Source organism: Actinomadura roseirufa, from assembly GCF_900659635.1.
Classification (GTDB): Bacteria; Actinomycetota; Actinomycetes; order Streptosporangiales; family Streptosporangiaceae; genus Spirillospora; species Spirillospora roseirufa.
In genome coordinates, this window is record NZ_CAACVB010000241.1 from 1 (window position 1) to 11,360 (window position 11,360).

At 74.2% G+C, this 11,360-nt stretch carries 12 protein-coding genes; 5 read left to right on the forward strand and 7 right to left on the reverse strand.

Annotated features, from left to right (window positions below; translation table 11 throughout):
• A partial coding sequence (gene dnaE, locus E1291_RS33140; protein ID WP_131742021.1) for a DNA polymerase III subunit alpha occupies window positions 1-2,935 on the forward strand: 2,935 nt, incomplete at its 5' end.
• 34 nt (window positions 2,936-2,969) lie between these two features.
• Here the strand turns inward: dnaE and E1291_RS33145 are convergent.
• The 4 genes from E1291_RS33145 to E1291_RS33160 all read right to left on the reverse strand — a co-directional run bounded on the left by E1291_RS33145 (window position 2,970) and on the right by E1291_RS33160 (window position 6,002).
• Window positions 2,970-3,647: a DUF4328 domain-containing protein gene (locus E1291_RS33145; RefSeq protein ID WP_131742022.1), complete on the reverse strand. Its 678-nt coding sequence runs from the start codon at window positions 3,645-3,647 to the stop codon at window positions 2,970-2,972.
• A 91-nt stretch (window positions 3,648-3,738) separates the two neighbouring features.
• Window positions 3,739-4,080 carry a hypothetical protein gene (locus E1291_RS33150; protein WP_242614533.1) on the reverse strand — a complete coding sequence of 114 codons (342 nt, stop codon included), beginning with the start codon at window positions 4,078-4,080 and terminating at the stop codon, window positions 3,739-3,741.
• A gap of 52 nt (window positions 4,081-4,132) precedes the next feature.
• Complete coding sequence (locus E1291_RS33155; RefSeq protein ID WP_131742024.1) at window positions 4,133-4,783, reverse strand: response regulator; 651 nt, start codon at window positions 4,781-4,783, stop codon at window positions 4,133-4,135.
• Between the two features lie 13 nt (window positions 4,784-4,796).
• Window positions 4,797-6,002, reverse strand: coding sequence for a sensor histidine kinase (locus tag E1291_RS33160; RefSeq protein WP_131742025.1), 1,206 nt, complete (start codon window positions 6,000-6,002; stop codon window positions 4,797-4,799).
• A 119-nt stretch (window positions 6,003-6,121) separates the two neighbouring features.
• On the opposite strand from E1291_RS33160, the gene E1291_RS42485 reads away from it, so the two are divergent.
• The 4 genes from E1291_RS42485 to E1291_RS33175 all read left to right on the forward strand — a co-directional run bounded on the left by E1291_RS42485 (window position 6,122) and on the right by E1291_RS33175 (window position 8,049).
• On the forward strand, window positions 6,122-6,262 hold the full coding sequence (locus E1291_RS42485) for a hypothetical protein (protein ID WP_165495402.1): 141 nt from the start codon (window positions 6,122-6,124) through the stop codon (window positions 6,260-6,262).
• 227 nt (window positions 6,263-6,489) lie between these two features.
• Complete coding sequence (locus tag E1291_RS33165; protein ID WP_131742026.1) at window positions 6,490-6,720, forward strand: hypothetical protein; 231 nt, start codon at window positions 6,490-6,492, stop codon at window positions 6,718-6,720.
• A 143-nt stretch (window positions 6,721-6,863) separates the two neighbouring features.
• The gene (locus E1291_RS33170; protein WP_131742027.1) at window positions 6,864-7,670 is read left to right on the forward strand and encodes a methyltransferase domain-containing protein; all 807 of its coding nucleotides are present in this window, start codon (window positions 6,864-6,866) and stop codon (window positions 7,668-7,670) included.
• Between the two features lie 103 nt (window positions 7,671-7,773).
• On the forward strand, window positions 7,774-8,049 hold the full coding sequence (locus E1291_RS33175; RefSeq protein ID WP_131742028.1) for a hypothetical protein: 276 nt from the start codon (window positions 7,774-7,776) through the stop codon (window positions 8,047-8,049).
• Window positions 8,050-8,089: 40 nt separating this feature from the next.
• Here the strand turns inward: E1291_RS33175 and E1291_RS33180 are convergent, their stop codons facing one another.
• The 3 genes from E1291_RS33180 to E1291_RS33190 all read right to left on the reverse strand — a co-directional run bounded on the left by E1291_RS33180 (window position 8,090) and on the right by E1291_RS33190 (window position 11,000).
• Window positions 8,090-9,745, reverse strand: a complete 1,656-nt coding sequence (locus tag E1291_RS33180; protein ID WP_131742029.1) for an acetolactate synthase large subunit — start codon at window positions 9,743-9,745, stop codon at window positions 8,090-8,092.
• A 215-nt stretch (window positions 9,746-9,960) separates the two neighbouring features.
• Entirely contained in the window at window positions 9,961-10,161 is a 201-nt protein-coding gene (locus E1291_RS33185) for a DUF397 domain-containing protein (protein WP_131742030.1), read from the reverse strand.
• Window positions 10,158-11,000 carry a helix-turn-helix domain-containing protein gene (locus E1291_RS33190; RefSeq protein ID WP_131742031.1) on the reverse strand — a complete coding sequence of 281 codons (843 nt, stop codon included), beginning with the start codon at window positions 10,998-11,000 and terminating at the stop codon, window positions 10,158-10,160. The genes E1291_RS33185 and E1291_RS33190 overlap by 4 nt, the downstream gene beginning before the upstream one ends.
• Window positions 11,001-11,360: the final 360 nt, after the last annotated feature.

The window sequence follows — 11,360 nt, forward strand, 5'->3', positions numbered from 1 at the left end:
GGTGCTGCTCGGCCCGGCCTCCGACGTGGGCCGCGCCGTGGCGGCCCGGCGGCCGGACGAGGCGGCCCGGCTGCTGGCCGCCTGGCGGGAGCGCGCCGAGGTCGCGATCGAGATCGTCGACCACCACGACGCCGGCGACGGGCCCCGCGCGGCCCGGATGCTCGCGCTGGCCCGTACGGCGGGCGTCCCCGCGGTGCTGGGCAACGCCGTCCGCTACCTGGAGCCCGCCGACCACCCGGTCGCCCAGGTGCTGGACGTGACGCGGCGCCTCGTCCCGCTGGACCGGCGGCACCTGGACGACCGGACCGGGCAGGCCTACCTGAAGTCCGCGGCGCAGATGCGCCGGGTCGCCGAGCTGAGCTGCGGCCCGGACGCCGCGGACGCGCTGCTCGCGGCGACCCGGCGGGTGTCGGAGCGCTGCGTCCTGGACGCCGCCGACCTCGGCATGGACCGCCTCCACCTGCCCGCCGTCGCCGGGGACGCGCAGGCCCGGCTCGCCGACCGCTGTGCCCGGGGCCTGGCCCGGCGCGGAATGGAACGCTCCGAGCGGGCCGCGGACCGGCTCGCCGCCGAACTCGGCGTGATCGCCCGCGCGGGGCTGGCCGCCTACTTCCTCACCGTCGCCGACGCCGCCGCGCTGATCCGCGGCCGCGGCATCCGCTGCGCGGTCCGCGGCTCGGGCGCGGGCAGCCTCGTCAACCACCTGCTGGGCATCGGCGACCTCGACCCGCTCCGCCACGACCTGGTGATGGAGCGGTTCCTCGCCGACGGCCGCCGGGGGCTGCCCGACATCGACCTGGACGTGGAGTCGGCCCGCCGGATCGAGGCGTACGAGGCGCTGTTCGAGCGGTTCGGCGCCGACGGCACGGCGTGCGTGTCGATGATGGAGACTTACCGGGCGCGCAGCGCGCTGCGCGACGTCGGCGCCGCGATCGGGCTGCCGCCGGGGGAGATCGACGCGATCGCCAAGGCGTTCCCGCACATCCGCGCGAACCAGATCGGCGCCGCCCTGGACGACCTGCCCGAGCTGCGCCAGAGCAACCTGTCGCGGGCGCGGCTCGGCGTGCTGTTCCGGATCGCCGAGCGGCTCGACGGGCTGCCCCGGCACATCGCCCTGCACCCCTGCGGCGTCGTCCTGTCGGACCCGGCGCTGCGCGACCGCACCCCGGTCGAGCCCAGCGCGGCGGGGTTCCCGATGACCCAGTTCGGCAAGGAGGACGTCGAGGAGATGGGGCTGCTCAAGCTCGACGTCATCGGCGTGCGGATGCAGTCGGCGATGGCGCACGCGGTGGCGGACGTCGCGCGCGTGTCCGGGGAGCGGATCGACCTGGAGGCCGTCCCGCGCGACGACCCGGCGACGTTCGCGCTGATCCGCTCGTCGCGCACGCTCGGCTGCTTCCAGATCGAGTCGCCGGGCCAGCGGGAGCTGATCGGCCGGCTCCAGCCCCGCGACCTGGACGACCTCGTGCTCGACATCTCGCTGTTCCGCCCGGGGCCGGTCAACTCCGACATGGTCACGCCGTTCCTGGAGGCGCGCGCCGGCGTCCGGGAGCCGGACTATCCCCACCCCGACCTGGTCCCCGCGCTCCGCGAGAGCCTCGGCGTGGTGATCTTCCACGAGCAGGTGCTGCGCGTCCTGGACGTGCTGACCGGATGCGGCCTCTCCCGGGCCGAGGCCGCCCGGCGCGCCCTCGGCCACGAGCGCGGCCACGCCGTGGTCGGCGCGTGGTTCCGCGAGCGCGCGCTGGCCCGCGGCTACGACGAGCCGACCGTCGAGCGGGTCTGGCGCACCCTGACGGCGTTCGGCGCGTTCGGCTTCTGCAAGGCGCACGCCGCGTCCTTCGCGCTGCCCACCTACCAGTCGGCGTGGCTGAAACGGCACCACACCGCGGCCTTCTACGCCGGGGTCCTCACCCATGACCCGGGCATGTACCCCAAGCGCGTCATCCTGGACGACGCCCGGCACTTCGGCGTCCCGATCCTCCCCCTGGACGTCAACCGCTCGGCGCCGGACTGGCACGCCGAGCCCGTCGCCGAGGGCGGCCCGGCGGGGATCCGGGTGTCCCTGGGCGAGGTCAGGGGCATCAGCGAGGCCGAGGTGGAGCGGATCGTCGCCGGGCGCCCCTACGGCTCGCTGACCGACTTCTGGCGGCGGGCCCGGGTGTCGCGGCCGGTCACCGAGCGGCTCGTCCTCGCGGGCGCGTTCGATGCCCTCTACCGCACCCCGCCGGTGCCGCGCCGCGACCTGCTCTGCCGCGTCGGCGCCCTGGACCGGCACGGCCGCCCGGTCCCCGGCGTTCCCGCCGGGCAGCTTCCCCTCGGCGGCCTGGACGACGCCGGCGCGGACGGGCCGGAGCCGATCCCGCCGGCCGGCCTGCCGCCGATGTCGCCCGCCGAGGTGGTCGAGGCGGAGCTGGACGCCCTCGGCCTGGACGTGAGCCGGCACCTGCTGACCTTCTACGACGGGCTGCTGGCCGGCCTCGGCGTCGTCCGCGCCGCCGCGCTCGCCGGCCGGCCCGCGGGCACGGAGGTGCTGGTGGCCGGGGTCAGGGTGACGACGCAGACCCCGGCGGTCCGGTCCGGGCAGCGGGTCGTGTTCGTGACGCTGGACGACGCGACCGGCCCGGTCGACCTCGCGTTCTTCGAGTCGGTGCAGGACCGGTGCGCGCACACGCTGTTCGGCTCCCGGCTACTGGTGGCCCGCGGCCGCCTGCGCCGCATCGGCGCCGGCGCCGTGTCGGTCACCGCCGCGGACTGCTGGGACCTGAGCACCCTGCACAGGGCCTGGCTGGACGGCGGCGCGCCCGCCGCCCGCGCGGCCATGGAGCGCCCCGCCGCCGTGTCCCGGCCGGTCGGGCGGCGCGTGGTCCAGCCGACCGGCTTCGCGATGTCGCCGTACTCGGACGTCGGTCCCGCGGGCCCGCGGGTGCGGTGAGCCCGGTCGGCCCCGGCTCCGGGGCCGTCCGGCGTCAGCCGCGGCTGATCTGCAGGCGGGTGATCTGGTAGACGGTCGCCATGCAGAGGGCGGCGGCCAGGGCCTGGAACGCCGCGGCGGCGACGCCCAGGTGGACGTCGTAGCGGGCCTCGGCGAGGGTGTCGACGCTGCCGCCGCTGAACATGCGGGCGAGCAGGACGCCGAGCAGCGCGCAGGTCCACCAGCACGCGACGACGAGGCCCGCGGCCTGCCGCTCGGCCGTCCGGTACCGGCCGCTGTTCACCCACACCTCGTAGACCATGCGGGGCGGCAGCCACAGGTTCACCACCGGGCACAGCCAGCCGAGCACCACCCACGCCCGGTGGTGGCGGTGCGGCCCCGGCGACTGGGCGTACGCCCGCCACAGCCAGCCGAGGTAGAGCAGCCCGGTCACGCCCGCCATGATCGTGCCGATCAGGAAGACGTCGGAGTACGGGGCGAGGGCCTTGCCGGTGACCTGCGGGTCGTAGGTGTCGTGGGTCGCGCCGCGCAGCGGGTGCGCGAGCCGGAGCAGGCTGATGCCCGAGCCGAGCGCGACGAACGCGTCGAAGCCGAGCAGCATGAACACGGCGACGCCGACGGCGCGGAAGTCGCGGCGCCGCGCCCAGGCCCCGCAGGCCGGGCAGCGGGCGACCTCGGTCGGGATGATGTCGCCGCACAGCGCACACGGCATGCTCCACCTCCGAGGATTTGTTCTTCGTTTCTTCGGATACTACGTACGTTTGACTTAGGGTGCTCGCCGCCGGTTCGCGCCTTTTCGCGGGTCAGAAGATCAGCCGCACGGCCAGCAGCGCGCCGCCGGCGGCGGCCGTCGCCCAGGCCGCGCCGCGCCCGAGCCCGCCGGTGTCGAGCAGCCGTTCCGGGCGCAGGCCCGTCACCAGCGCGAGCGCCCACCACTCGGCGGTGACCGCGATCGTCCCGTACAGCGAGCCGAGCCCGAGATGGGTGAACAGCAGCACGACGCCCGCCGGGGTGAGGGTGTGCGCGAACAGCGCGGGCCCCCGGGACGGGCCGCGCAGGCCGCGCCGGATCCCCGCGAGGACCACCCCCCAGCCCGTGAGGCACAGCACCCAGACCGTCAGCACCGCCACGGGCACGCCGTTCATCGACTCCACTGCCAGGCCGTCCCTCAGTATCGCCGTGACCGCCGCCCGGCGGTCAGCCCATCAGGCCCGACTCCCAGGCCCACGCCGCCGTCTCGACCCGGTTCCGGGCCGCGAGCTTGCGCTGGACGCTGGCGAGATGCGTCTTGATCGTGGACAGCGACACGAACAGCTCCCCGGCGATCTCCTCGTTCGTGCGGCCCCGCGCGACGAGCCGCACGACGTCCAGCTCCCGCTCGGTGAGCGGCTCGCGGGGCGCCGCGGCCGGCGCCGCGGGCGGGGTCGCCAGCCGCTCCAGGAGCCGGACGGTGATGGACGGCGAGACCAGCGCCTCCCCGTTGGCGGCGGCGCGCACGGCCTCCACGAGCAGCGCCGGGCCGCCGTCCTTGAGCAGGAAGCCGACGGCGCCGCCGCGCAGCGCGCCGTACACGTACTCGTCCATGTCGAACGTCGTGACGATCACCACGCGGAGCGGGTCGGCGACGGCGGGACCGGCGAGCGCGCGGGTCGCCTCCAGGCCGTCCATCCGCGGCATCCGGATGTCGAACAGGCACACGTCGGGGCGCAGCCGCCGGGCGAGCGCGACGGCCTCGGCGCCGTCGGCGGCCTCGCCGACCACCTCCATGTCGGGCTGCGAGTCGATGATCATCCGGAAGCCGGTCCGGACCATCTGCTGGTCGTCGGCGATGAGAACGCGGATGGTCACGACGCCGATTCTCTCAGGGTTCGCGGCCCGGCAGGACCGCGACCACCTCCCAGCCGCCCTCCGGGCGCGGCCCCGCGCGCAGCCGGCCGCCCAGCGCCTCCACCCGCTCCGACAGCCCGGCCAGCCCGAACCCGCCGGACGGCAGCCGCCGCCCGCGGCCCTGGCCGTCGTCGCGGACGGCCACCTCGACCGCGCCGCCGTCCGCCCGCGCGACCGTCACCCGCACCTCGGTGGCGTCGGCGGCGTGCTTGCGGACGTTCGTCAGCGCCTCCTGCACGACCCGGTGCACCGACGTCACCACCTCCGGCGGCAGCTCGCCCAGGTCGGGCGCCAGCACCAGGGCGGCGGGCGGGTGGGTGAACCCGGCCACCAGCGCGCTCACCCGCGCGAGGTCGCCGACGGGACGGGTCGTGGCGCCCCGGTCCCCGTCCATGGGCACGGCGTCGCCGTCGCGGGCGTCCACGTTCTGCGCGTCCCGCAGCAGCCCGACCATGCGGCGCATCGAGGTCAGCGCCTCGGTCCCGGCCCGCTCGATCCCGGCGAACATCGTGTCGAGCTGGTCGGTGGACTGCGCCGCGCCCGACTGGGCCGCGAACCGGGCGGCCTGGGCCTGCACGACGATGCCGGTGACGTGGTGGGCGACGAAGTCGTGCAGGTCGCGGGCCAGCTCCAGGCGCTCGTCGCGGCGCGCGGCGGCCAGCGACCGGGACCGGCGGGCGTCCACGGCCCGCAGATAGAGCCCGACGCCGAGCGCGATCGCCACCAGCACCGCCAGCGGCGCGGTGTACAGCACCGCCGTGACCAGCGTCCAGCGCAGCGGGATGAGCAGTACCGCCGCGCCGAGCAGCAGCGCGACCGGGACGAGCTGGTCGCGGTGGGCTCGCCACACCGTCCGCGCGATGACCACCAGCAGGCCGCCGATCTCGGCGAACACGCTCGGGTTGGTCAGGCCGTCCGGCTGGATCGCGGTGCCGAGGAACAGCGTGGTCAGCGCCGACGCGACCGCCACCACGGAGGCCCAGGCGACCAGGTTCCGGCCGACCACCGCGGCGGCGTTGACCGCCGCGGCGACCAGGATCAGCCACAGGCTCGCCGCGTCCTTCGGCGTCCCGACCAGGCAGGCCAGCAGGTAAAGGGCCGCGAAGCCGCTGTAGCAGGCGCGTGCCAGGCAGCCGCCCGCCGAGTGGATGCGGTCCAGCCGCGTGGCGGTCTCCTTCATGGTCAGGCAGGCTACGACCCCCGGCGGACGCGCGGATCGACCGTTCGGCCGATGCAGCGTGTCGCGGACCGGCCGGGCGTCCGATGCGGCCGCCCGGGACCGCGGCGCACGCTGGAGGCATGGATCTGCTCTTTGTGCCGCTCTTCGTGGCGTTCGTCGTGTTCGTCGTCTACGGCGGCCTCGTGCTGCCCGCCCGGGAGATCGCCGACTCCGTCCGGAGCCGCCGCGCCTCCCGGGGCGCCCGCCGCCGGGAGGCGTGAGCCCGGTGGGCGGCGGTTCTCCGCCCACCGGTCCGCTCTCGCGTGCCCCGCGGCGTCGAATATCCGTTCGAGAATGTCAGAGGGGATGCCTAGGGTGAAGGCGTGATCTCGGAGACATCCGGGAACACGCCGCGAACCATGGGGCTTGTACCGACGTACCTAGGGGTATGTGACAACCGGTGGCGGCCGCATCACCGCGGACCACCGGCAAGGAAGGGGTGTTGGCAGTGAGCGACGCGACCGGCACATTCCATCTCTCCCACCCGCGGCTGGGCGGACCCGCAGAGCGGACCGTCGTCCAGCCCTGGCTCACCGAACTCTCCAACGCGACCCTGAACGCCTATACCGAGATCTCGCCGGCCCTGGCCGTGGTCGAGGCCCTTCCCGTGCCCGCCCCGTCCGTGCCCGCCCCGGCCGTGCGCGCCGAACCGCGACGGGGGCTCGCGGTGGCCGCGTAGTCGAAGCGAACGCGAACAGGGCCGAGGCGTCACGCCTCGGCCCTGTTCGCGTTCCCGGGCCTTCATGTCTCGCATATTGGGATGCTCTTCTCGAATTATGAGAAGCGGGCGTAGGGTGCGAGCAGCGATGGAGAGGTGATCTGATGACCCCGAACGCGTCCTACACCCACGGCCACCACGAGAGCGTGCTGAGCGCGCACCAGTGGCGGACTGCCGAGAACTCCGCCGGCTACCTGATCGGCCACCTCCGCCCGGGGGACCGCGTGCTGGACGTCGGCTGCGGCCCCGGCACCATCACCGCCGACCTGGCCCGCATCGTCGCGCCCGGCCGGGTCACCGGCGTGGACGCGGCGGAGGGGGTGCTGGCCGAAGCCCGCCGGGCCGCCGCCGAGCGCGGCGCAGGCAACGTGGAGTTCGCCGTCGCCGACGTCGCGGCGCTCGACTTCGAGGACGGCGCCTTCGACGTCGTGCACGCCCACCAGGTGCTGCAGCACGTGCCCGACCCGGTGGGGGCGCTGCGCGAGATGCGGCGGGTCGTGAGGCCCGGCGGGATCGTCGCCGTCCGGGAGGCCGACTTCGGTGCCATGATCTGGTACCCGGACCCGCCGGGGATGGACTCCTGGCTGCCCGTCTACTACAAGGTGGCGCGCGGCAACGGGGGCGAGCCCGACGCCGGCCGCCGGCTGGTGTCCTGGGCCCGCGCGGCCGGGTTCACCGACGTCACCGCCTCCGCGTCGACCTGGTGCTTCTCCACCCCCGAGGAGCGCGAATGGTGGAGCGACTCGTGGGGCGGGCGGCTGCTGAACTCGGCCGTCGCCGACAGCGCCATGGAAGGCGGCCACGCCACCCGCGCGGACCTGCGGCGCATCTACGAGGGGTGGAAGGCGTGGGCAGCCGCCGAGGACGGCTGGTACGCGGTCACCCACGGCGAGATCCTCTGCCGCGCCTGAGGGCCGGGTGGGGAAAACCCCACCCTGAATCGGGGCGTCCGCCGCACTGTCCTTTCCCGTCCGCGCTGCGAGGCTGGTGGTCCAACCTTCGAGGGGAGACGCCATGCGGGTGCGACGGGCCGGAGCCGTGGCCGCCGTGGTCCTGTGCGGGCTGCTGCCGGCGGCTCCGGCGGCCGGGGCGGGCCCCCGGGCGCCGGAGCACGGGCGGGCCGCCTCCGGGAGCGGCGCGACGCTCTCCCGCGTGCTGGAGACGTTCACCGGCCACGCGAACGGCGCCGCGCTGCGCGCCATGACGGCCGCCGTGACCGACGTGCACGCCGACGACGCCGGCCTGCGCCGGGTGGTGAAGGCCGTCGACCTGGTCCTGCGCACCCGCTGACCGCGCCGCCGCGGCCGGGGCAGGCCGCGGCGGGGGCGGGTCAGAAGGGGCCCGTCAGGTCGCCGAGCTTGTCGGTGAGCCGCAGGTTGTGCGAGTAGTCGACCGGGACGGTGATGACCGAGACGGTGTCCTCGGCGAGGGCCTTGCGGAGCGTCGGCAGGAGTTCGTCGGCGGTGCCGACCCGGTACCCGCGGGCACCGAAGCTCTCGGCGTAGCGGACGAAGTCGGGGTTGCCGAACGCGATGTGCGAGCTCGTGCCGAGCTCCAGGTCCATCTTCCACTCGATCAGGCCGTAGGCGGCGTCCTCCCAGATCAGCACCGTGATCGGGATGTTCTCGCGGACGGCGGTCTCCAACTCCTGGGAGTTCATCAGGAACGCGCCGTCGCCGGTCGCCGCGAGCACCTTGCGGTCGGGGTGGGCGAGCTTGGCGGCGATGGCGCCGGGCACCGAGAAGCCCATCGACGACAGGCCGTTGGAGACCAGGAGCGTGTTCGGCTCGTACGTCGGGTACATCCGCGCCATCCACATCTTCACGGCGCCGGTGTCCGCGAGGACTATGTCTGCGCGGCCCATGGCGGTGCGGACGTCGGCGACGATGCGGCGGGGCGAGACCGGGTGCCCGTCGTCGGTGGCGCCCTCGGCGAGCTCCTCGCGCATCAGCCGCCGGATCGTCTGGCCGGTCCCGTTCACGTCGAAGCGCCGGTGGACGGAGTCGGCGAGGGCGCGCAGGGAGCGGGAGATGTCGCCCTGGATGCCGACCTCGACGGGGTAGTGGTCGTCCACCTCGGCGGGGAAGCGGTGAATGTGGATGATCTTCTTGTCCGCCGCCGGGTTGATCTTGACGGGATCGAACTCCTGGAGTTCGTAGCCCACGGCGATGAGCACGTCCGCCTCGTCGAACCCGAAGTTCACGTGGTCGTGCCGCATGAACCCGACCGCGCCGAGCGCGTTGCGGTGGTCGTCGGGGAACACGCCCTTGCCGTTGAAGGTGGTCGCGACCGGCAGCCCGAGCCGCTCGGAGAACTGCACCAGCGCCTCGCTCGCGCGGTCGCGGGTGGCGCCGTGCCCGGCCAGCACGATCGGCCGCCGGGCGAGCGCGAGCACGTCGGCGGCGCGCGCGATCTGCGAGGGGGACGGCTCCTGCGGCCGGACGACGTTGACCGGCAGCGGCCGCAGCGCGGGCGGCACCGGGGCCGACTCGACGTCCTCGGGGATCGCGAGGTACACCGCGCCGGGACGTTCGGTCTGCGCCGTCTTGAACGCCTTGCGGACCATCTCCGGCAGCGCCTCGGCGGTCGGCGCGAGCTCCGCCCACTTGGTGATCGGGCGGAACAGCGACACCAGGTCGATGATCTGGTGGGACTCCTTGTAGATGCGGTCCAGGCCGACCTGCGCCGAGATCGCCACGACGGGCGTGCTGTTGGTGGTGGCGTCCGCGACGCCGAGCTGGAGGTTGATGGCGCCGGGGCCGAGCGTCGCCGACGCCACGCCCGCCCGGCCGGTCAGCCGGCCGTAGATCTCGGCCATGAACGCCGCGCCCTGCTCGTGGCGGACGAGGATGTAGCGGATGGAGGAGTCGCCGAGCGCGTGGACGAAGTGGATGTTCTCCTCGCCGGGGATGCCGAAGACGTACTCGACCCCCTCGGCCTCCAGGATCCGGACGAGCAGCCGGGCGGCGTTTTCCTGCGCGGACATCGTGTGCCCATCTCCAGTCTCTGTCGATCTCTCGGGGCCCCTCGTGCAGCGCCCCCGCCGTACCTCCCATTCCATCGTGCGGTGTGTGATCGGGCACGTCCGGGGCCATGCCGGCGTCCCCCGGCCGCCGCTGGGCGCCGCGGCCGGGGGTGAGCGTCCGCTGCGCCGGGGCCGTCAGCCGACGGCCCCGGCGGTCACGGCCTCGCCGGAGGGCGCTACGCCTCCGTGATCGAGAGGAGGAGGTTGTGCCAGGCGGCCGGCGTCAGCACCAGCGCCGGGCCGTTGGGGTCCTTGGAGTCGCGGACAGCGCGCAGTTCGCTGGAGAGGGACGCCACCTCGACGCACTGGTCGCCGCTCCCGCTGTGGGAGGACTTGCGCCAGGCGGCTCCGGTGAGTTCGCGCTGCAGGTTGGTCACGGGCTGCTCCTTGCTGCCTCGGCTATGAGGTGCGCGGAAACCTCGGTGGACAGGGCCGCCTCTTTGATCAGATCGAAGCGTTCCCTGTGCTTGGCTATTGCCTCGGCGCTCTCGAGGTAAACGTCACCCATGGTGCCCTCTACGTAGGCGATATCGGGGTCCGCCGGGTCCGGATACGACAATATGGTGAAACGTCCGTCTAGGCCCGCATGTGCCCTTTGTGTAAATGGAAGTACCTGAATATCCACTGTTGGGCGGGTTGCCGCGGCGGCCAGCGCGGCGAGCTGCTCGCGCATCACCTCGGGCCCGCCGATGAGGCGGTGCAGCACCGCCTCGTCGAAGACGACGTGCAGCTTGGGCGCGGTGGCGCGGTCCAGCAGGCCCTGGCGGATCTTGCGGGCGGCGATGCGGCGCTCGACGTCCTCGTCGGCGGGCAGCAGCCGCCCGGCGGTGATCACCGCGCGCGAGTAGCGCTCGGTCTGGAGCAGGCCGTGGATGAGCTGCGGGTCCCAGGTGCGGATGTGCGACGCCTCGTCCTCGAGCGCGACGTAGCTTCCGGCGAACACGTCCTGGTAGGCGGTCCACCAGCCGCGCTGGCCCGCCTGCCGGGCCAGCGTGATGAGCGCGTCGCGGTCGGGGCTCGGTACGCCGTACAGGTCGAGGATGTCGGCGATGTCGCCGGGCTTCGGCCGGGTCTGGCCGGTCTCCAGCCGCGAGATGGTGGCCCGGGACCAGTCCAGCCGGTCCGCGACCTCCTGGAGGGTCAGGCCCTGCTCTTCGCGCAGCCTGCGGAGCTCCCGTGCCAGGCGGCGGCCACGAACGGTGGGGCGGTAGGTCATGGGAGTGGAGTCTCCTCACTCTCGGCCCGCCTCACAACGCGATTGGCGAAGACGGAGGGAAGGCGGAGCAATCTCGTCAAGGCAGTTGCAGAGGTGAGAATCTCACGTCACGCTGATTTGCGTGACCGCCCGGGAACTGAAAGTGACGAACGCGACTATCGCGAGACCGGGCACAGAGACCGCGGGAGGACCCGTGAAGACCTCGCCTGACATCACCGACGACGCCGTGCGGGCGGTGCCGCCGCGCCGGGCGAAACGCGCCCCGTCGCCGCCGGCCGGCCACGACCGGCCCGCCGATCGAGCCGGTGAGCGCGCCGGCGACCGTGCCACCGACCGTGCCGGCGACCGGCCCGGAGACCG